Below are 19,899 nucleotides of genomic sequence, written 5' to 3'. Positions count from 1 at the left end.
TCCGGCAAAATCATGCGCCGCATCCTGCGCAAAGTCGCCGAAAACGACTACAAAGCACTCGGAGACACATCAACGCTCGCTGACCCAGACGTCGTCGACGACCTCATCAATAACAGAATGAATAGGGCCTGAGCGCCCGCCGCGGGGCGGGTGGGCGCGAGATGTCCACCTGCCCGCGCACACCAAACTTCCTTCAATTTGAGACAAAACCGCTGGAACAGGGGCGTATGCTTTAAGCCAGCGTTAAGGCCTTTAGCGCACTGATCAACGCAGGTGGGGGCTCCTAAATTGAAAGAAGGAGTCTGGGATGTCTTTAATAGGTGGAATACTTGGTGGCGGTGGAACGACCCAACCGCCCCCAGATACGTCCGGCGGGTCAGGTACGACCGGCGGGACCGATCAAGGCACCGGTAATACCGGTGGAACACCCGAAACTGGTGGCTCTGACGGTGCTGGCAACAACGGCAACGGAAATGCCAATGGCGCCGGCAACGGAAATGGGACGGGCGGCAACACCACAGGCAGTGGTGACAACACGTCCGAAACAGGTTCGACCGGCGGTACAGGATCAACGACAGGTGCCGGCACCACCGAAACATCCGGTGGTACGTCAGGCCAGACATCGGGTGATACCGGCACAACAGCAGGGTCCAACACCACAACATCGCCCTCTGTCGACAATCTGTCCAATGCAACCGCACAAAGCCGGGTCGAGGCAAATCTGACCGAAACCGATCGCCGTGTCGCGGCATTCAAAGCGGATGTCGCCCTGGAAGATCTGAAAGCCAGCATCCAGAGCGAAGCGGACAGTGAACTGTCCCAGGCCCGCGCGCAGGCTGAAAACTACCGCGAAAGCCAAGCGCTCAATCAGGTGTTGGACGGGATCACCGCATTGCAGCCGAAAGAGGCTTTGGGCGATGATCTGGACATCGTGGTTCCAGTACGTGACCGCATTCCGGACGAGATCCCACCGGGAAGCCCGTTCTGATGGCGCACTAGAAAAGCGGAGATGTCCCATGCGGGGCTGCACGTTGCAGCCTCCGCACGCAATTCCCCGCTTTTCACCCCCTCTCCCTTGACCTATAAGCGGCCAAAGAAAAATCTCCGACTTAAGTCGACAAACGGGGTGAGGACTTCACTAATGGCAAAGAACTCCCATGCGGGTGATGTTGCTTTCGTGCAGGCATTGGCCGAGCTGCTGCGCGACAACGATCTGACGGAACTGGAAGTTAAACGTGACTACGCAGAGGACGACAGCCTGACTGTCCGCGTGTCACGCCAAACAGCGCTGATGGTTTCAAGCGCGCCAGCACCACAAGCGGCGGCACCTCAGCCCGCACCTGCTGCGTCACCTGTGGCGCCGGCGCCGTCCACCCCTGCCGAAGCGCCAAGCGATCCATCGCAACTGCCGGGCGCAGTGACGTCGCCGATGGTTGGTACCTGCTATCTGCAGGCGGAACCCGGCGCGCCGTCCTTTGCGACCGTAGGCGACAAGGTTTCCGAAGGTCAGACGATCATGATCATCGAAGCGATGAAAACGATGAACCACATCCCCGCCCCCCATGGCGGCACCGTGAAGCGCATCCTTGTCGAAGACGGCTCACCGGTCGAATTCGGCGCACCTTTGATGATCATCGAATAAGCCCATGTTTAAAAAGATACTCGTTGCCAACCGGGGGGAAATCGCGCTGCGGGTGATCCGTGCTGCGCGGGAAATGGGCATTGCAAGCGTTGCCGTACACTCCACAGCGGATGCCGATGCGATGCATGTGCGCATGGCGGATGAAGCGGTCTGCATTGGACCACCGCCCGGAACTGACAGCTATCTGTCGATGCCCGCGATCATCTCTGCCTGTGAAATCACGGGCGCGGAGGCAATCCACCCGGGCTATGGCTTTCTGTCGGAAAACGCCAATTTTGTTCAGATCGTCGAGGATCATGATCTGAAATTCATCGGCCCGACCGCCGAGCATATTCGCGTCATGGGCGACAAGATCACTGCCAAGGAAACCATGAAGAAGCTGGACGTCCCGTGCGTGCCCGGCTCTGACGGGGGGGTGCCCGATCTTGACGCGGCCTACGAGGTGGGTGACGCCATCGGCTATCCAGTGATCATCAAGGCCACGGCAGGCGGCGGCGGACGCGGTATGAAGCTGGCCAAATCCCGGGACGAGATGGCAGACGCCTTCCGCACAGCGCGATCCGAAGGAAAATCCGTCTTCGGGAATGACGAAGTCTATATCGAAAAATATCTCGGCACGCCGCGCCATATCGAGATTCAGGTCTTTGGTGACGGCAAAGGCAATGCCGTTCATTTGGGAGAGCGGGACTGTTCCTTGCAGCGCCGCCACCAGAAAGTGTTTGAAGAGGCCCCCGGCCCCACCATTGACGCCGAAACCCGCGCGCAGATCGGCAAGGTCTGTTCCGATGCAGTGGCCTCCATCAATTACGCGGGTGCGGGCACGATTGAATTTCTCTATGAAAACGGGGAGTTCTACTTCATCGAGATGAACACCCGTCTTCAAGTGGAACATCCGGTGACGGAAGCCGTGTTCGGGGTCGATCTGGTCCGTGAGCAAATCCGGGTGGCTGCGGGCTACGAAATGTCGTTTCGGCAGGAGGATTTGCAGGTCAACGGCCACGCCATCGAAGTCCGGATCAATGCGGAGAAGCTGCCAGACTTTCGACCCTGCCCCGGCAAAATCACGCAGTACCACGCGCCCGGCGGGCTGGGTGTCCGAATGGATTCCGCGCTGTATGATGGCTACAGCATCCCCCCCTATTACGACAGTTTGATCGCGAAGCTGATCGTGCACGGCCCGGATCGTCCGGCTGCCCTCGCTCGCCTTGACCGTGCCCTGGGGGAGTTGATCGTAGACGGCATCGACACGACGACACCCCTTTTTGCGGCACTGCTTGCTGAAAAGGCTGTTCAGACGGGCGATTACAACATTCATTGGCTGGAGCATTGGCTGGACGCGCAGAACTAGATACGCTTCGTCTTTGATGTCTTGATCCAATTTTTCAGGCGCGCTGCCCAAATCTCTTTTATGTCGTATGACCTGACCCCATCGCTTGTCCTTAATGCCTATGCCCGGGGCATTTTCCCCATGGCCGAAAGCCGCGATGACGACGATATCTATTGGCTGGAGCCTGAGCAGCGCGGCATTCTCCCGCTGGATGGTTTTCATATCTCGCGGTCCTTGCGTAAGACGCTGCAACGCGAGCCCTACCAGATCAAGATCGACACGAACTTCGTTGGTGTGGTGGAGGGGTGCGCTGATCGCTCGGAAACATGGATCAATGACACCATCTTCGCGATCTACATGGATTTGTTCCGCGCGGGCCATGCCCATTGCATAGAGGTTTGGGACAAGGAAGATCTGGTGGGTGGGGTGTATGGTGTTTGTCTCAGAGCCGCGTTTTTCGGCGAAAGCATGTTTTCAAGACGTCGCGATGCGTCAAAAATCGCGCTTGCTTACTTGGTGTCTCGCCTGCGGTTTGGTGGTTTTCAGCTGTTCGACATGCAATTTCTGACAAGCCATCTTGCGTCTTTGGGGGGCATAGAGGTCAGCCGGGACGCATACCGCAAAAAGCTCAAGGCCGCATTACAGGCCGACGGGAACTTTCTTCGTCAGCCACAAGCGGTGTCTGCTCATCAAGTTTGCAACGAATAGCCCAGACGTCATAGCGAGGGTGATCCAGCGCCATCAACGCCGGGCTCGACGCAACCATCCATCCATCGAACACCGGTTCCTGAACGTCACGGGCGTAGATACGCATCTGAACATAAGCGTCACCGTTTGGATTGCCGATAGGATAGCGGCATTCGCCCATCTCAAGCGTCAGAGTTCCAAACCGTTGCGGTTCCTGTGAGACCAATTGCAGATCGCTGCTTTCGCCGGACATTTTATCGAGCCCGCGTAACAGCGCGACGGGTGCAGAAGACACGGACTCCTGAACCTCCCGACTGACCGAACGACCAAGACGCGGGTTGTTCACACCGCGTGCCGGTCCAATACGAAACGTCGAATTGTCGCCCTGAATGGTCTCGGGCGAGGTGTCACCCTCGATGACCTGCCCGGCAGCGCTTTGAGTGAGAAGAAGCGCTGCAGTAAAGGCAGCGCGGATCATTCCCCGTCATCCGATCCTGTGACAAATCTCAGAAGCAACGTGATCAGGCTGACCGAGCTTTGCGTGTCCTCGATCTCTCCACCGGCTTCGAGGTTGAAAGGTGAGCCGCCGGGGATCACCTCGACGAAATTGCCACCCAACAGGCCTTCGGAACTGATCGCAATTGCACTGTCGTCTGGGATTTCGATGTCATCCTGCATTGAGAATTCAGCAACCGCGCGGAACGTTGCCGGGTCGAGTTCAAGATTGGTCACGCTGCCGACCTTAACGCCCGCCATCCGAACATCGGTGCCAACGCTCACGCCTTCGATGGACCTAAAACTGGCGGTCAATGGGTAACTGCCCCCGCCCGTGCTGAGGTTTGCAAACCCCATTGCGTAAACAGCGAATGCCACAGCAATGGCCAGAACGCCTGTGCCAGTCAGAATTTCGGTTACATTTTCGCGCATGGTGATCTCTCAGATCGGTTATTCGGGGGACCAGGCTTCGTAATCCGCCCGTGGCTCAGGGTCGGCGCGGCGGATGGAGCCTGCGGGCGCATAAGCCTGCGGTGTGCCTGTCAGATTTTCTTGGTGCGGTTTTTCCCAGGTTTTCCGGGGCAACGGTTTTTTCGTAGGCGGCTCGTCCCATGTGTGATGCAACCATCCATGCCAATCCGGGCTCACGCGGGACGCTTCAGCCTCGCCATTATAAATCACCCAACGGCGAGTCTCATCCTTGTTGGTGTAGAATATGTTGCCAGCGTCATCTTCGCCAACCTTCACACCCCTGCGCCACGTAAACAACTGCGTGTTCAGCGTCTGGCCGTTCCACCATGTGACGGCGCGCAGCAAGGAATTCAGGATGCCCATCGGTGTCCCCCGGTGTTGTTTTGTGCTCTATGCCTCAGCGACTGCACAAGGTCCAGTCGCAAGGAGGCTCGGCAGGCGTTAGCTGGCCGACGCGCCTGCGCCCTTTGCTTCGGCGTAGATCATAAGCGGCTTTGCCTCACGGCTCACAGCTTCCACGTTCACAACAACTTCGTCGACATTTTCAAGTGCTGGAAGATCGAACATCGTATCCAACAAAATGTCTTCAAGGATAGACCGAAGTCCACGTGCACCTGTTTTCCGCTCGATCGCCCGTTTCGCAATGGCCGCGAGTGCGTCGTCGGTGAATGTCAGCTTGGCGTCTTCTAGTTCAAACAGCCGCTGATATTGCTTGACCAACGCGTTCTTCGGCTTGGTGAGGATCGTCACCAGCGCGTCCTCGTCCAGATCCTCAAGCGTCGCAATCACCGGCAAACGACCGACAAATTCCGGGATAAGACCGAATTTCAACAGATCTTCCGGCTCAAGTTCCTTGAAGAGATCACCGACACCCTTGTCATTTTCGTCGCGTACATCGGCGCCAAAGCCCATCGCGGACCCCTTGCCACGTTGCGCAATGATCTTGTCCAGACCGGCGAATGCACCGCCGCAGATGAAGAGAATATTTGTCGTGTCCACCTGCAGGAATTCCTGCTGCGGATGTTTGCGACCACCTTGCGGGGGAACGGAGGCCACCGTACCTTCCATAATTTTCAGCAGTGCCTGCTGAACGCCCTCACCCGATACGTCCCGCGTGATGGACGGATTGTCGGACTTGCGTGTGATCTTGTCGACCTCGTCGATGTACACGATGCCGCGCTGCGCGCGCTCAACGTTGTACTCGGATGCCTGAAGCAGCTTGAGAATGATATTCTCGACATCCTCGCCCACATAACCCGCTTCAGTCAGCGTCGTGGCATCAGCCATCGTAAATGGCACATCCAGAATGCGTGCGAGCGTCTGAGCCAGAAGCGTTTTACCACAGCCGGTCGGACCGATCAGCATGATATTGGATTTCGCCAGCTCAATATCACCGGACTTGGACGCGTGGTTGAGCCGCTTATAGTGGTTGTGCACGGCAACGGACAGCACCCGCTTGGCATGGGCCTGCCCGATCACGTAATCGTCCAGGACCTCGCAAATCTCCTGCGGGGTCGGAACACCGTCGGCAGCTTTCAGGCCAGCCGTCTTGGTTTCCTCGCGAATGATGTCCATGCAAAGCTCGACGCATTCGTCACAGATGAAAACGGTCGGGCCAGCAATAAGCTTCCGCACTTCATGCTGAGACTTGCCGCAGAACGAGCAATACAAGGTATTTTTACTGTCGCCGGAATTGCTTGCCATCACACGCCCTTTTTCAAATCCTTCAGCGGTGGCTTCCTGTCATCAGCTACCGCCCCGCGACTTCTGCCGCACTTTCCGTGTAGGTTAGGCCAGCCCCGCAAGAGGCACAACGCCAAAATAGTCTTATGTGGCAGGGGGTCGCTAAGTCAGCCACCTGCCACACAAAGCCTTAGAATGCCTAAATATTAAGCATCATCACCCTTTGGGCGGCTTTCCACGATCTCGTCAATGTGACCCCATTCCTTTGCCTCTTCCGGAGACATGAAGTTGTCACGATCCAAGGCCTTCTCGACCGACTTTTTGGTCTGCCCTGTGTGTTTGACGTAGATGTCGTAGAGCCTGTCTTTCAGCTTTTGCGTCTCAGCCGCATGGATCATGATATCGGAGGCTTGCCCCTGATATCCACCGGAGGGCTGGTGGACCATGATGCGGCTGTTGGGCAGTGAGAAGCGCATACCAGGCTCACCACCAGCCAGAAGAACTGACCCCATCGACGCCGCCTGCCCAATGCAAAGCGTCGATACCTTGGGCTTGATGTACTGCATGGTGTCGTAAATCGACAGACCGCTCGTCACCACGCCGCCGGGTGAGTTGATGTAAATGCTGATCTCTTTCGACGGGTTTTCCGCCTCAAGGTGCAAAAGCTGTGCCACAATCAGGTGAGACATGCCGTCGTGGATCGGGCCGTTGATGAAAATGATCCGCTCTTTCAAGAGGCGGGAGAAAATGTCGTAGGCGCGTTCGCCGCGGCTGGTCTGTTCGACCACCATCGGCACAAGGTTCATATAAGTTTCGACGGGGTCGTTCATGTAGCCTGCCTTTTCGGATTGTAGCGGTGCGTAGCGCTGAAATGTGAACATCAGGTTAGTGTTGGAAAAAAACGGGTGCAAGCGCATCCCGGGTCAGCCCTTGAAGTTGGGCGTCGGGGCCATACCGTCAACCCCCCGATAAGGATGACCTTGATGCTGTTTGATCCCACCCGCGCCGCTGGCCTGTCTCGGCTGAATGATTTTGCGCCCAAGGCAGGACGCGCCTATGCAGCGAACCGCAACGCAGATATTCCCGGCCACCCGCATGTCTCGATGTTGTCGCCATATCTGCGCCATCGGTTGATCACCGAAGACGAGGTGCTCGGCCATGTGCTGTCTGAACATACGCCGGATGCAGCTCAAAAATTCATTCAGGAGGTCTATTGGCGGACCTATTGGAAGGGCTGGCTGGAGATGCGCCCCAGTGTGTGGACGACCTACCGTGCGGGTGTCAATCAGGCTTGGAACAGGGTCCAGACCGAGTCCGGATTGCGGTCGGAGTTCGAGGCCGCCTGCCGTGGGGAAACAGAAATAGAGTGCTTCAACCATTGGGCGCAAGAGCTTGTATCTAAAGGGTATATTCACAATCACGCGCGTATGTGGTTTGCGTCTATCTGGATTTTCACCCTGCGGCTCCCGTGGGAGCTCGGGGCCGATTTTTTCCTCCGTCACCTCTTGGACGGCGACCCTGCCTCAAACACCCTGGGCTGGCGGTGGGTGGCGGGCCTGCAGACACCCGGCAAGACCTATCTCGCCCGGCACTCGAATATCGCGAAATTCACGGAAGGTCGGTTCCGACCGGATCCCTCCGATCTTGCAGCCCATGCGCCCCCAGTAGACGGCATGCCCAACCCGGATCGGACCGATCTGCCGGGTGGAGACGATTGGGACAAAAACGCCCGGTCCGGATTGCTTTTGACCGAGGATGATCTTGCGCCGGAATTTCTTTTCGACGATGGCTTCTCCCCCTTGGTGATGGCCGCGATGACATGTGCCAGCGCGCGATCTCAACTTGCCGTTGCCGACCCCGTGCTGTCCTTCACGGAGGGTGCCATCACGTCGACACTTGAGCGCCTGCAGGATCGTCTGGCTGATATTCGCGAGACACCCTTCACGCCAGAAGACACCGCGGGAATTGTTGACTGGGCTGTTGAACATGATCTGACGCATCTCGTCACGCCTTATGCGCCCGTTGGCCCTGCGGCAGAGGCGCTGGATGTGCTAGAATCCAAACTGAAGGATGTCGGGATTGCACTGAAACGCCCCCAACGTTCCTATGATCGGCGCGCATGGCCAAATGCAACCGCAGGCTTTTTCAAGTTTAAGGACAAAATTCCAAAATTTCTGAGGGATATCAATTCGGTAGAAACATAGCCTTACGCAATCTGCGGGTCTTGCGTCTTAGCGGACTGGCGCTACTCTGCGCCCATGAAATACGTTTTGACAGCCTTGGCCATCACGTCTGCAAGCATAGCGCATGCGATCGATCTACCCGCCCCCGTGACTGATGCGGACTACGCGCCTGTGCGCCTGGACGAGGCCAGATTGGGGCAGTTGCTGTTCTACGATCCCATCCTGTCGGGCAACCGCAACATCTCGTGCGGAACGTGCCACCATCCAAAGTTTTCCACGGGTGACGGGGTGTCGCTGTCCCTTGGTGAAGGCGGCATCGGCCTTGGCCCTGACCGCCGGGCGGACCCTGAGAATATGCCCGAACAGCGCATCCCCCGCCATGCGCAAGCGTTATTCAATCTTGGTGCTCAAGAATTTACGGTGCTCTTCCATGACGGGCGGATCGAGGACCAAGACGGCACGCTCCGCACGCCCTTGGGGGATGACATGACCGAAGGCTTCGCGTCGATCCTGTCAGCCCAAACTATGTTTCCGGTCCTCAGTCCCGACGAGATGGCGGGGCACTACAGCGAAAATGATGTATCGAAAGCGGTCAGAACCGGGCGGATCACCGGCCCCGGTGGGGCATGGGATGTGCTGTCGCGCCGCGTCTCGGACCTGCCGGACTATGTCAGCGCTTTTGAGGCGGTCTATCCACATATCGCGGCGGGGGCACCGATCGCGTTCACCGACATTTCCAACGCAATCGCTGCCTTTGTGTCCTATGAATGGCGGTCCGATGACAGCCTGTTCGATCAGGTTCTGCGGGGCGAAGCGACCCTTGACGGAGCAGCGATCCGCGGCGCAGAGCTCTTTTACGGCGAGGCCAAATGCGCTACCTGCCACAGTGGAGTGTTTCATACGGACCACGACTTTCACGTCATGGGCGAACCGCAATTCGGCCCCGGCAAGGCAGCGCGCTTCGAAGACCATGCAAACGATGTGGGGCGCATGAGGGTAACCGGGCAAGATATTGATAAATACGCGTTTCGCACGCCGTCCTTACGCAATGTGACAAGAACGGCACCCTACGGTCATACGGGATCCTACAGCGACCTTTCAGTGTTCCTGCGCGCCCATACCTCAAGCCAGCCCTACGACCGTGAGAACGCAATACTACCAGAGTTGGCGGTGTCGGACTGGCGCATTCTAGATGATCCGACAGCGCTTCGGGATATCGCAGAACGGCGTGTTGCCTTTGATGCCGAGTTGTCGGACGCAGCCATCGCCGACCTGATCGCGTTTCTCACCACGCTTGAGGACAAAACCGCCCTCGGCGGGCGCCTTGGCCTGCCCGACCGGGTGCCGAGCGGCCTTCCTATTGATCGTTAGCGCGCCACCTGTATCGCCTGGTTCGCATCCGTTTTCTGCCACGGCGACGCGGCGCCATCCGGCCAGAGAATGCGGAACTCGGCGGATTCGGCATTCCCAAGACCAAAGTGGATCGGACCGGATGCCCCGCTGACATGGCCACCGCCTGCAGTGATTTCTTTCGTCCAGCTTTTCCGCCCCGCGCGAACTTCGACCCACGCACCGATTGCATGCCGATTGGGACCTGACTGTTGAGGCAGAACCGCAATCCAATTCCCCGTGTCAGGTGTCACGTTCTGATACAACTCCAGCGGGGCACGTCGGTTCACAACCACCAGATCAAGCCGTCCATCCAAATTGAAATCGGTCAATCCTGCACCACGACTGCGGGCCACGCTTGCAATCCCGGCCACGCCACCCCGTTCGAAAAACCTTCCCGATGTGTCCTGCATCAACAGGTTGTTGGGATCGGCCATGGCATTGCCCGGCATCTGATCCACATTGCCTTTCGCGATGAAGAGATCCACCAGACCGTCATTGTTCACATCGCCAAATTCCGCGTGCCAGCCCGTGGACGGCCTGCCATCGTCGCCAATGTAGGGACGCTGCGCGAAAGTGCCGATCTCAAACGGGGCTGTCTGGTAGCCCTCAGGTGTTGCAAATTGCAGCAACTGATCCCCCATGGAGGTCAGCATCACCTCGGGGCGCCCATCGCCCGTTAGATCCTGACTGGCAATCCCCATACCCCAGATACTGATGGGCTCCCATCCTGCGCCATTTCTCAGGGTCAGATTGGGCATCGCCCACATCTGTTCAGACCCGCCGCGTACGTAGTAATGCCGGTCGTTGGAGATCCTGAGATCCGCGACCCCGCTGCGGTCCCAGTCAGAAAATAGCATCGACAACGCACAGAACCCCGGCGCCAGAACCTGCTTTTCAAAGGCACCTTCCACCGGGCGATGTAGTTCGTTCTCGTCACAGGCTTCGAATGGACCGTCCGGGTCACTGCGGTTAACGTAGTTGCCAATGGCCAAGGTCGGGCGGTCCCTACCCGCCTCCCACGTGGCGGAGAATGCCGTAGACCATGCGTCACCGCCCTCAAAGCCCCATTGCTGGGTGCGGTCTTCGAACCTGCACCCCGGTCCGCCCTTCAGCAAAACATTCGCGCCGACGCGCAGAACGACGAGATCCTGCCAACCATCATTATCGATATCGAGCGGATAGGACCCGGTCACACCTGTCAGCTTGGGAAAGTCGCCGATCTCGACCGCCAGATCGGCCCCGGCGGAAGTCGTCCTGTTGCGAAACAAACGCATGGGGTTTTCGCCCCCCGCCACAACGAAATCGGGAAACCCGTTCTGATCGCAGTCAAGAATGGCAACGCCACCGCCCACGAAATGCTCCCACCCACCAGCGTAGACGTGATCTGCGGGCAGTGGACTGGGGATGAAGGCCGGATCAGCGAAGGCCGGACTGCACCACAGAAGCAGCGTCAAGCATATCATGCCTCCGCCGCCTCCCCGAACATCGTGTCCGTCACAGCGGACAGCGCAAGCGCTGCCCCGCCCCGCGCCCAGACGTACCCGCCCCAGACATGGATATCAATCTGCGGGGCCACACGCCCGTTGTCGAGCGTGAGGCTTTTCATCTCGGCCAGAACGTCCTCTGCATAGAGGTAGTCGTACCGCATACGCTCGCCCGACAGGATAATCAGTTCGGGATCAAAGAGGTGAACGACATTTGACAATCCCAGCGATAGGTAGCGCCCCGCCCGGCGAAAGATCGTTCGGGCCTGCTCATTGCCCGCTTTGGCCTGATCGTACAGCGTTTCGAGCAACGCGCCCACATGGCCCGCCTTGTCCGGCGGCATGTCGAGCGCCACGCGAGCCTCACGCACAAGAGCATAATCGGCGACATACGCCTCAAGGCATCCGCGGTTTCCGCACCGACACAACGCGCCATCCAATTGAACCTTGGTGTGACCCAGTTCCATCCCCAAGCCCAACGCGCCCCGGTAGAGACGGTTGTCAAGCACCAGCCCCATGCCCACACCGTATTCGATGGTCACAACGGCAAATGCGCTTTTTCCACGCCCTGCCCCGAACCAAAGTTCGGCCAGGGTCAACATGTTGGCGTCATTGTCGATATGAACCGGCACACCAAGCCGCGCACTGGCAAGCGCACGCAGATCGACACCGCGTTCCCGCAAAAGCGGCGACCACGGCACTGTGCCTGCGTCATGATCCACCATACCGGCAAGGCCCAACCCGACGGCGGCGACCTGCTTCGGAAGAACCGCTGATTTGTCGAGGATCGCCCGCCACAACGCTTCGGCCTCGTCGATCAGGGCATCGGCCTCCATCTTTCGCGCGGCACTGGGGCAATCGAGCTCGGCAATTTGCATGCCGGCGAAATCGACGATCACCGCAGAATGTGAAAAATCCCCGAGTTTGAGGCCTACGACATAGCCCGCACCGACCTTTACACTGAGGGCAACGGGCGGCCTTCCGCGCAAGTGCTGGGACGGCGTCTCGACCTCTTCCACCAAGCCCATCGAGATCAGCTCGGCGGTCATCTGCGTGACAGATCCCGGGCTGACCCCAAGGTTCTTGGCGACATCAATGCGTGAAATCTGCCCCGCTGCGCGGACGCTTTCGAAAACCTGCTGGCGCAGAGGTTTCATGTTCGCGTGGACAGGCAACGTGGGACCACATCCCGCCGGTTCCGGTGCATTGCTCGCGGAAATGCTGCGCTGCAGCTTTTCTTTCATTCCCAAAACTAATTTACCGCCATTTGAAGGGTCCCACCTCGGAATTCGGCGAAATTCGCCATCAGAGCGCAGTTCAACCGTCGCCGAAACGATACGCTACGTCAATTTAATTTTGACAGCTGAAATAAATATGCAATGGTGAGTTCGCCGCGAGTCGCGCTTGCGGTGGTCACACCAAAGTGGGCCGCAATAAACTGGGAGGATCTCATGCGTAAAGCATTGACCGCAGCCGCGATTGCCGTCGCGGGTTTTACTACTTTTGCGATGGCTGACGGCCACGCACCGACCGTCGGCGTAAGCTGGTCGAATTTCCAAGAAGAGCGCTGGAAGACAGACGAAGCCGCCATCAAGGCTGCACTGGACGCCGCCGGAGCCACATATGTGTCCGCCGATGCACAGTCATCCTCGGCCAAGCAATTGTCCGACGTTGAGAGCCTGATCGCCCAAGGCGTAGACGCGCTGATCATTCTGGCTCAGGACGCACAAGCCATCGGCCCGGCCGTTACGGCTGCCGCTGACGAAGGTATTCCTGTTGTAGGTTATGACCGCCTGATCGAAGACCCCCGCGCCTTCTACCTGACATTCGACAACGTCGAAGTCGGTCGGATGCAGGCCCGCGCTGTCCTCGAAGCACAGCCGACCGGCAACTACGTCATGATCAAAGGCTCGCCAACTGACCCCAACGCCGATTTCCTGCGTGGCGGTCAGCAAGAGGTTCTGCAAGCCGCGATCGATGCAGGTGACATCACCATCGTGGGCGAAGCTTACACCGATGGCTGGTTGCCAGCGAATGCACAGCGCAACATGGAGCAGATCCTGACCGCGCAAGACAACAATGTAGATGCCGTTGTCGCCTCCAATGACGGGACCGCTGGTGGCGCAGTTGCTGCGTTGACTGCGCAAGGCATGGAAGGCACGCCCGTATCCGGACAGGACGGCGATCACGCCGCGCTGAACCGCGTTGCCAAGGGTACGCAGACCGTATCCGTGTGGAAAGACGCACGCGAGCTGGGGAAAGCGGCCGCTGAGATCGCAGTTGCCCTGTCCGGTGGCACAGCGATGGCTGATATCGAGAATGCGCAAAGCTGGACATCCCCTGGCGGCACAGACATGACAGCCGTCTTCCTTGCCCCGGTACCAGTCACCAAAGACAACCTGACAGTCGTCACAGACGCTGGCTGGATTGATCAGGACAAACTGTGCCAAGGCGTTACGGGCGGCCCTGCCCCTTGTAACTAAGTGACATGCGTCCCGGCCCGCTGTGGTCGGGGCGCGCACCTTGCTCTCTCGTGCGCAGCCCGTCTGCGCCCCGCAGGTCCGCTATGATTGGACCGCGTGATCCCCGCATTCCGGAGCCCGACGCCCATGTCAGATGCAACCCAATCCACACCTGCGCCCAAACGATCCGCGCTGCAGGCGCTTGAGATCGACACCCGCCTTCTGGGCATGGTCGGCGCATTCATCGTTGTCTGTTTGGTCTTCAACGTCCTGACAGACGGGCGCTTCCTGACGCCGCGCAACATCTTCAACCTGACGATCCAGACCGTTTCCGTGGCAATCATGGCCACCGGGATGGTGTTCATCATCGTCACCCGCCACATCGATCTGGCCTGCGGGGCGCTGCTGGCCACCTGCTCTGCAATTATGGCGATGACGCAGACGGCCTATCTGCCACAATTGGTGGGCTTGCCGCTGGGCCACCCCGCCATCCCGTGGATCGCAATTGCCGTCGGCATGTCCGCAGGCGCGCTGATCGGCGCCTTTCAGGGCTGGATGGTCGGCTATCTGGCAATCCCTGCCTTTATCGTAACGCTGGGCGGCCTGCTGATCTGGCGGAATGTGGGCTGGTATCTTACGAACGGCCAGACCATTGGTCCGCTCGACCCAACCTTCATGCAGTTTGGCGGTATCAACGGCACCCTCGGCACAACATGGAGCTGGATCATAGGGATCCTCGCGGTGGTTGCTGCGATCTGGGCGCTCTTCAGTGCGCGTCGCAACAAGATTGCCCATGACTTCCCAGTCAAACCTATGTGGGCCGAGCTTGTGAATGCAGGCATAATCGCCACCGCCGTTCTGGGGTTCATCGCGATCCTGAACTCCTACGAAATTCCGCGCGGTCGCCTGCGGCGTCTGTTCGAAGCCCGAGGTGAGACACTGCCTGACGATTTTACCGCCGCGTACGGCTTGCCCATCTCGGTGCTGCTCTTGATTGCCATTGCCATCGGCATGACCGTGATTGCCAAGAAGACCCGATTGGGGCGCTACATCTTCGCCACAGGCGGGAACCCCGACGCCGCAGAGCTGTCCGGCGTGAACACACGCCTGCTGACGGTCAAGGTATTCGCCTTGATGGGCGCACTCTGTGCCATCTCGGCAGTTGTGGCCTCGGCTCGGCTGACCAATCATTCCAACGACATCGGCACGCTGGACGAACTGCGCGTGATCGCGGCAGCCGTCATCGGCGGAACCGCCCTGTCAGGGGGTATCGGAACGATCCACGGGGCTATTTTGGGTGCGCTGATCATGCAATCCCTGCAATCGGGCATGGCGATGGTGGGCGTTGATGCACCGCTGCAAAACATCGTCGTGGGCACCGTTCTGGTGGTCGCCGTTCTTGTCGATATCATCTACCGTAAACGTCTGGGGGCGAAGTAATGGCCACTCCTCTCGTAGATCTTAAGGATATCTCGATCTCGTTCGGCGGCGTACGCGCCGTGGATAATGTTTCGATCAATCTGATGCCGGGCGAGGTTGTGGGCCTTCTGGGCCATAACGGCGCGGGCAAGTCTACCCTCATCAAGATCCTGTCCGGGGCCTACCAGAAAGACAGTGGGGAAATTTGGATCGACGGCGAAAAGGCTGAAATCAACAGCCCCCGCGACGCCCGCCGCTACAATATCGAGACAATCTATCAAACGCTGGCCTTGGCCGATAACCTCGATGCGGCCTCAAACCTTTTTCTGGGTCGCGAGCTTACGACGGCTTTCGGATTTGTCGATGAAGCAAAGATGGAATCCGAGACCAAGAAGATCATGGCCCGGCTCAACCCCAACTTCAAAAAACTGGGCGAACCCGTGTCGGCCCTGTCCGGCGGGCAGCGGCAGTCCGTGGCCATCGCGCGTGCGGTCTATTTCAACGCCAAGATCCTGATCATGGATGAGCCGACCGCCGCTTTGGGTGTCCACGAAACTCAGATGGTCGCCGACCTGATCAAGGAGTTGAAGGCGCAGGGTCTGGGTATTTTCCTGATCTCCCACGATACGCGCGAGATGCTGGATCTCTGCGACCGGGTGTCCGTGATGAAAAACGGCGCTTTGGTCGGCACAGAGCGGGTGGAAGATGTAACAGAGGATGACATTCTGTCCATGATCATCCTTGGCAAAAACCCCAAGGAAGCCGCTTAGATGTATCTTGGGCTGGATCTCGGCACGTCAGGCATCAAGGGAGTGGTCATTGACGACGCCCAACAGCTTGTGGCCGAGGCCCGCGCGCCCCTGACCGTCGCCCGTCCACATCCGGGCTGGTCCGAGCAATCGCCTGCGGAATGGCTGAGCGCGACCAGCGACGTGATGGCCGCGCTTGGCAGCCAGATTGACATGTCCGCGGTCAAAGCCATCGGACTTTCCGGCCAAATGCATGGGGCCACGCTGATCGACGCCAAGGGCGACGTCTTGCGCCCATGCATCCTGTGGAACGACACCCGCAGCCATGCGGAAGCTGCCCGAATGGATGCCGATCCTCAGTTTAGGCACGTCAGCGGCAACATCGTATTCCCGGGTTTTACCGCCCCCAAGCTCGCTTGGGTCAAGAACAACGAGACTAATGTCTTTGCCGCGACGGACAAGGTCTTGCTGCCCAAGGACTACCTGCGGCTCTGGCTGACAGGTGTGGCTGTGTCCGAGATGTCAGATGCGGCGGGTACAAGCTGGCTCGACGTGGGTGCACGCGACTGGTCCGACGATCTTCTGGCAGCCACCGGACTGGAGCGCGCCCATATGCCATCGCTTGTCGAAGGCTCGGCGGTTTCGGGGACCTTGCGACCGGAACTTGCGTCAAACTGGGGTTTGCCCGCAGGTATTCCCGTGGCAGGCGGCGGCGGGGACAACGCGGCCACTGCAATCGGCGTGGGCGTGACGAAACCGGGTCAGGCTTTCTTATCGCTGGGAACCTCCGGCGTGATCTTCGCGGCGACGGAACGCTACGCTCCTGCCCCCGACACAGCAGTGCACACCTTCTGTCACGCGCTGCCAGACACATGGCACCAGATGGGGGTTATCCTGTCCGCCGCAGACGCATTGGAATGGTATGGCAGGCTGGTGAGACAGACCCCCGCCGCGCTCACCGGTGCACTGGAGGGCGTTGCCGCACCGGGACGCGCGCTGTTTCTGCCCTATCTCGGCGGGGAGCGGACGCCCCACAACGATGCGCGCATTCGCGGCGCCCTGATCGGACTGCAAAACGAGACGGACACAGCCGCAGGCACCCGCGCGGTTTTGGAAGGCGTCAGTTTCGCCCTGAAGGACAACCTTGATGCCCTTGCCGCAACAGGCACGCAGATCAATAACCTGATCGCCGTGGGCGGTGGGTCAGCCTCACGGGTCTGGCTTAGGACATTGGCGACTTGTCTTGGCGTGCCCATTGCTGTCCCGGTGTCAGGCGACTTCGGAGCAGCCTTCGGGGCAGCCCGCCTTGGTATGATGGCCGTGTCCAACGACCTGACGATTGCCACGCCCCCCAAAATCGCGGAAACATTGGAGCCAGAGGCGCAGCACAAAGATGCGTTCGCCGAAGCCCATATCCGCTACAGATCGACCTATTCAGCGCTCAGGACCCTCTCATGACTGATTTCTTCAAAGGCATCGCCCCGGCTCAGTTCGAAGGGCTCGACAGCACAAATCCAATGGCGTTCCGGCATTACAATCCGGACGAGGTCGTCATGGGCAAGCGGCTCGAAGACCACCTGCGCTTTGCATGTGCGTGGTGGCATTCCTTCGCGTGGCCCGGTGGTGATCCCTTTGGTGGCCAGACTTTTGAGCGGCCGTGGTTCGGCGACGGTATGGACCTTGCCAGGCTGAAGGCAGATGTGGCCTTCGAGATGTTCGCGCTGCTGGGTGTGCCATATTATTGCTTCCACGACGCCGATATCCGGCCAGAAGGTGCCGATTTTCAGGAGAACACCAAAAACCTCGAAGAGATGGTGGACTATCTTGGCCAGAAAATGGAGGCTGGTGGCCCGAAACTTCTCTGGGGAACGGCAAATCTCTTCTCTCACCGCCGCTACATGTCCGGCGCCGCGACCAACCCCGATCCGGAGGTTTTTGCCTTTGCTGCGGCGACCGTCAAAACCTGTATTGATGCGACCCACGCGCTTGGGGGCGAAAACTACGTCCTGTGGGGTGGGCGCGAAGGATACGAGACCCTTTTGAACACCGACCTCGCGCGGGAACGCAATCAGGCAGGACACTTCCTGCAGATGGTTGTGGAATACAAACACAAGATCGGCTTCGAAGGCACCATCCTGATCGAGCCCAAGCCACAGGAACCCACTAAGCACCAATACGACTATGACGTCGCGACCGTTTACGGCTTCCTCAAGGATTTCGGGCTTGAGGATGAGGTCAAGGTTAACATCGAACAGGGTCATGCCATTCTGGCGGGCCACAGCTTTGAGCATGAGCTGGCCATGGCGGCGGCGCTTGGTATTTTCGGCTCCATCGACATGAACCGCAATGATTACCAATCCGGCTGGGATACCGACCAGTTCCCCAACAACGTCCCGGAGGTCGCTGTTGCCTATTACGAGGTTCTGAAGGCGGGCGGGTTTACAACCGGGGGCACGAATTTCGACGCCAAGCTCCGCCGCCAATCCCTTGATCCTGAAGATCTGATCGCGGCCCATATCGGCGCCATGGATGTCTGCGCAGCGGGACTGAAAGCCGCCGCTAAAATGCTGGAGGAAGGCGTTCTAGAGAAAGCGCGCGTCGCTCGCTACGCCGGATGGGATGACGACGACGTCCTCGACGGCATGGATCTGGACGATATCGCGACCCGCGTGATCGAGGACAATATCAATCCTCAACCTCGCTCAGGCCAGCAGGAACGGCTCGAAAATCTGGTCAATCGGTACCTGACCTAGGCGACACGCCGGCCCTCGACCCATACACCACGTACGACGGGCGCGTCACCGACCACACGAAAGCGAGTGAGGTCCGCCCGCATTTCTTCAGCGATCCGTCCCCGGTCACTCAGCCCCACATACCTCGCCGGTGCCGCGGTGACGGTGGCCAACCCGCGCGCCATATTGCCCCAAAGTTCGCCGAGCCTTACGGCCCCCAGCAACAAAGCGGCGGGCACATAGTCTGACGACAGAATGTCCAGCAGGTCGGACTGCGCGAGGTCCTGCGCCGCCACGTTCCCAGAATGAGACCCACCCCGTACCAGATTAGGTGCACCCATGATGATGCCGATGCCACTGTCCCGGCTTGCTACGGCCGCCTCTTCAGTCGTCGGGAACTCAGCGATGGAAACACCATGCCCAGCAGAAACGGCGACCTGTTCCGCCGTTGTGTCATCGTGGCTGGCCAAGGTCGCGCCATAGCGCGCAGCGGCTTTCACCGCACCGGCTTCGTGGCGCGCGCCGAGCCGTTCTTGAAGGCCATAGAGAAACTCGATATATTCGCCGAACCCCTCTTTCGACAGACCGTGTTTGCCACAAACGTAATCCTCGAACTTAACGAGATCCCGAAACTGACGCTGGCCCGGCGTGTGATCCATGAGCGAGACAATCCCGACCCGATCCGCGTCGCCGAACTCCTCCATCTCCTCCAGCAGCGTCTCGGAGCAGATTTCGGCGCGCAGATGCAAATGATGCGAAATCCTGAGCGCCCCGGCCGCGCGCATCGCAAGAATTTCATCCGCCATTTGCCGGGCATATTTGCTGTATCTCGCGTTGTGATCTGACACGATAGAGCCAACGCGGATCGCATCGAAAACGGTGGTGATGCCGGTTCCCGCAAGTTCTGCGTCATGGGCAATGATCGCGGCCTTGTGAGGCCAATCGACCCTCGGGCGCGGCGTGATATGACGTTCCAGATTGTCCGTGTGTAACTCTATGAGGCCGGGCGCGATGTAATCGCCGTCGCAATCAATCGCATCATCCGCGTGTGTCGTACCCGTGTCGATCTGGACAATACGCCCATCCTCGACGGAAACCGCGCCTTGCACGACCTCGTCCGGCAATACAAGTTGCGCATTGGCGAGGATCACTCTGTTTGTCATGCCGCGGTCA

At 58.9% G+C, this 19,899-nt stretch carries 19 protein-coding genes; 11 read left to right on the top strand and 8 right to left on the bottom strand.

What is annotated here, in order from left to right; genetic code table 11:
- Positions 1–307 precede the first annotated feature (307 nt).
- The 4 genes from KIN_RS16030 (at position 308) to aat (ending at position 3,677) form a co-directional block, all read left to right on the top strand.
- A complete protein-coding gene (locus KIN_RS16030; protein ID WP_159808890.1) occupies positions 308–988 on the top strand; it encodes a hypothetical protein in 681 nt (226 codons plus the stop codon).
- Between the two features lie 153 nt (positions 989–1,141).
- Positions 1,142–1,642, top strand: a complete 501-nt coding sequence (accB, locus tag KIN_RS16025; RefSeq protein WP_159808888.1) for an acetyl-CoA carboxylase biotin carboxyl carrier protein — start codon at positions 1,142–1,144, stop codon at positions 1,640–1,642.
- Positions 1,643–1,646: 4 nt separating this feature from the next.
- The gene (gene accC, locus KIN_RS16020) at positions 1,647–2,990 is read left to right on the top strand and encodes an acetyl-CoA carboxylase biotin carboxylase subunit (RefSeq protein WP_159808886.1); all 1,344 of its coding nucleotides are present in this window, start codon (positions 1,647–1,649) and stop codon (positions 2,988–2,990) included.
- Positions 2,991–3,050: 60 nt separating this feature from the next.
- Positions 3,051–3,677 carry a leucyl/phenylalanyl-tRNA--protein transferase gene (gene aat / locus KIN_RS16015; protein WP_159808884.1) on the top strand — a complete coding sequence of 209 codons (627 nt, stop codon included), beginning with the start codon at positions 3,051–3,053 and terminating at the stop codon, positions 3,675–3,677.
- Here aat and KIN_RS16010 read toward each other — a convergent pair.
- From KIN_RS16010 to KIN_RS15990, 5 genes are all read right to left on the bottom strand, one after another.
- Positions 3,598–4,134: a DUF2155 domain-containing protein gene (locus KIN_RS16010; protein ID WP_159808882.1), complete on the bottom strand. Its 537-nt coding sequence runs from the start codon at positions 4,132–4,134 to the stop codon at positions 3,598–3,600. The genes aat and KIN_RS16010 overlap by 80 nt on opposite strands.
- Positions 4,131–4,583, bottom strand: a complete 453-nt coding sequence (gene mlaD, locus KIN_RS16005; protein WP_159808880.1) for an outer membrane lipid asymmetry maintenance protein MlaD — start codon at positions 4,581–4,583, stop codon at positions 4,131–4,133. Before mlaD ends, KIN_RS16010 begins: the two co-directional genes overlap by 4 nt.
- 18 nt (positions 4,584–4,601) lie before the next feature.
- A complete protein-coding gene (locus KIN_RS16000; protein ID WP_159808877.1) occupies positions 4,602–4,985 on the bottom strand; it encodes an NADH:ubiquinone oxidoreductase subunit NDUFA12 in 384 nt (127 codons plus the stop codon).
- Positions 4,986–5,063: 78 nt separating this feature from the next.
- Entirely contained in the window at positions 5,064–6,326 is a 1,263-nt protein-coding gene (gene clpX / locus KIN_RS15995) for an ATP-dependent Clp protease ATP-binding subunit ClpX (RefSeq protein WP_279285276.1), read from the bottom strand.
- A 185-nt stretch (positions 6,327–6,511) separates the two neighbouring features.
- Positions 6,512–7,135, bottom strand: a complete 624-nt coding sequence (locus KIN_RS15990) for an ATP-dependent Clp protease proteolytic subunit (protein WP_159808960.1) — start codon at positions 7,133–7,135, stop codon at positions 6,512–6,514.
- A 153-nt stretch (positions 7,136–7,288) separates the two neighbouring features.
- Here KIN_RS15990 and KIN_RS15985 point away from each other — a divergent pair, with 153 nt between their 5' ends.
- Positions 7,289–8,509, top strand: a complete 1,221-nt coding sequence (locus tag KIN_RS15985) for an FAD-binding domain-containing protein (protein ID WP_306439012.1) — start codon at positions 7,289–7,291, stop codon at positions 8,507–8,509.
- A gap of 54 nt (positions 8,510–8,563) precedes the next feature.
- Positions 8,564–9,859 carry a cytochrome-c peroxidase gene (locus KIN_RS15980; protein WP_159808871.1) on the top strand — a complete coding sequence of 432 codons (1,296 nt, stop codon included), beginning with the start codon at positions 8,564–8,566 and terminating at the stop codon, positions 9,857–9,859.
- Here KIN_RS15980 and KIN_RS15975 read toward each other — a convergent pair.
- On the bottom strand, positions 9,856–11,343 hold the full coding sequence (locus KIN_RS15975) for a CRTAC1 family protein (protein WP_159808869.1): 1,488 nt from the start codon (positions 11,341–11,343) through the stop codon (positions 9,856–9,858). The genes KIN_RS15980 and KIN_RS15975 overlap by 4 nt on opposite strands.
- Positions 11,340–12,608, bottom strand: coding sequence for an ROK family transcriptional regulator (locus KIN_RS15970; RefSeq protein ID WP_159808867.1), 1,269 nt, complete (start codon positions 12,606–12,608; stop codon positions 11,340–11,342). The genes KIN_RS15975 and KIN_RS15970 overlap by 4 nt, the downstream gene beginning before the upstream one ends.
- A gap of 207 nt (positions 12,609–12,815) precedes the next feature.
- Between KIN_RS15970 and xylF the strand changes: the two genes are divergently transcribed.
- The 5 genes from xylF to xylA all read left to right on the top strand — a co-directional run bounded on the left by xylF (position 12,816) and on the right by xylA (position 18,747).
- The gene (gene xylF, locus KIN_RS15965; protein ID WP_159808865.1) at positions 12,816–13,847 is read left to right on the top strand and encodes a D-xylose ABC transporter substrate-binding protein; all 1,032 of its coding nucleotides are present in this window, start codon (positions 12,816–12,818) and stop codon (positions 13,845–13,847) included.
- A 126-nt stretch (positions 13,848–13,973) separates the two neighbouring features.
- Complete coding sequence (locus KIN_RS15960; RefSeq protein WP_159808863.1) at positions 13,974–15,266, top strand: sugar ABC transporter permease; 1,293 nt, start codon at positions 13,974–13,976, stop codon at positions 15,264–15,266.
- Entirely contained in the window at positions 15,266–16,015 is a 750-nt protein-coding gene (locus KIN_RS15955; protein WP_159808861.1) for an ATP-binding cassette domain-containing protein, read from the top strand. The genes KIN_RS15960 and KIN_RS15955 overlap by 1 nt, the downstream gene beginning before the upstream one ends.
- Positions 16,016–17,452, top strand: a complete 1,437-nt coding sequence (xylB, locus tag KIN_RS15950; RefSeq protein ID WP_159808859.1) for a xylulokinase — start codon at positions 16,016–16,018, stop codon at positions 17,450–17,452. It abuts the gene before it with no gap.
- Entirely contained in the window at positions 17,449–18,747 is a 1,299-nt protein-coding gene (gene xylA, locus KIN_RS15945; RefSeq protein ID WP_159808857.1) for a xylose isomerase, read from the top strand. The genes xylB and xylA overlap by 4 nt, the downstream gene beginning before the upstream one ends.
- On the opposite strand, the gene KIN_RS15940 is transcribed toward xylA, so the two are convergent.
- The gene (locus tag KIN_RS15940) at positions 18,744–19,889 is read right to left on the bottom strand and encodes an alpha-D-ribose 1-methylphosphonate 5-triphosphate diphosphatase (RefSeq protein WP_159808855.1); all 1,146 of its coding nucleotides are present in this window, start codon (positions 19,887–19,889) and stop codon (positions 18,744–18,746) included. The genes xylA and KIN_RS15940 overlap by 4 nt on opposite strands.
- Between the last annotated feature and the right edge of the window lie 10 nt (positions 19,890–19,899).

The sequence above is a fragment of the Litoreibacter roseus genome, assembly GCF_009811795.1.
Classification (GTDB): Bacteria; Pseudomonadota; Alphaproteobacteria; order Rhodobacterales; family Rhodobacteraceae; genus Litoreibacter; species Litoreibacter roseus.
This window is presented reverse-complemented; position numbering and strand designations above follow the sequence as displayed.

Bases quoted from the DNA above. Each gene is read 5' to 3' on its own strand.
- KIN_RS16030 (WP_159808890.1), top strand. From the start codon at position 308: ATGTCTTTAATAGGTGGAATACTTGGTGGCGGTGGAACGACCCAACCG.
- accB (WP_159808888.1), top strand. From the start codon at position 1,142: ATGGCAAAGAACTCCCATGCGGGTGATGTTGCTTTCGTGCAGGCATTG.
- accC (WP_159808886.1), top strand. From the start codon at position 1,647: ATGTTTAAAAAGATACTCGTTGCCAACCGGGGGGAAATCGCGCTGCGG.
- aat (WP_159808884.1), top strand. From the start codon at position 3,051: ATGTCGTATGACCTGACCCCATCGCTTGTCCTTAATGCCTATGCCCGG.
- KIN_RS16010 (WP_159808882.1), bottom strand. From the start codon at position 4,134: ATGATCCGCGCTGCCTTTACTGCAGCGCTTCTTCTCACTCAAAGCGCT.
- mlaD (WP_159808880.1), bottom strand. From the start codon at position 4,583: ATGCGCGAAAATGTAACCGAAATTCTGACTGGCACAGGCGTTCTGGCC.
- KIN_RS16000 (WP_159808877.1), bottom strand. From the start codon at position 4,985: ATGGGCATCCTGAATTCCTTGCTGCGCGCCGTCACATGGTGGAACGGC.
- clpX (WP_279285276.1), bottom strand. From the start codon at position 6,326: ATGGCAAGCAATTCCGGCGACAGTAAAAATACCTTGTATTGCTCGTTC.
- KIN_RS15990 (WP_159808960.1), bottom strand. From the start codon at position 7,135: ATGAACGACCCCGTCGAAACTTATATGAACCTTGTGCCGATGGTGGTC.
- KIN_RS15985 (WP_306439012.1), top strand. From the start codon at position 7,289: ATGCTGTTTGATCCCACCCGCGCCGCTGGCCTGTCTCGGCTGAATGAT.
- KIN_RS15980 (WP_159808871.1), top strand. From the start codon at position 8,564: ATGAAATACGTTTTGACAGCCTTGGCCATCACGTCTGCAAGCATAGCG.
- KIN_RS15975 (WP_159808869.1), bottom strand. From the start codon at position 11,343: ATGATATGCTTGACGCTGCTTCTGTGGTGCAGTCCGGCCTTCGCTGAT.
- KIN_RS15970 (WP_159808867.1), bottom strand. From the start codon at position 12,608: ATGAAAGAAAAGCTGCAGCGCAGCATTTCCGCGAGCAATGCACCGGAA.
- xylF (WP_159808865.1), top strand. From the start codon at position 12,816: ATGCGTAAAGCATTGACCGCAGCCGCGATTGCCGTCGCGGGTTTTACT.
- KIN_RS15960 (WP_159808863.1), top strand. From the start codon at position 13,974: ATGTCAGATGCAACCCAATCCACACCTGCGCCCAAACGATCCGCGCTG.
- KIN_RS15955 (WP_159808861.1), top strand. From the start codon at position 15,266: ATGGCCACTCCTCTCGTAGATCTTAAGGATATCTCGATCTCGTTCGGC.
- xylB (WP_159808859.1), top strand. From the start codon at position 16,016: ATGTATCTTGGGCTGGATCTCGGCACGTCAGGCATCAAGGGAGTGGTC.
- xylA (WP_159808857.1), top strand. From the start codon at position 17,449: ATGACTGATTTCTTCAAAGGCATCGCCCCGGCTCAGTTCGAAGGGCTC.
- KIN_RS15940 (WP_159808855.1), bottom strand. From the start codon at position 19,889: ATGACAAACAGAGTGATCCTCGCCAATGCGCAACTTGTATTGCCGGAC.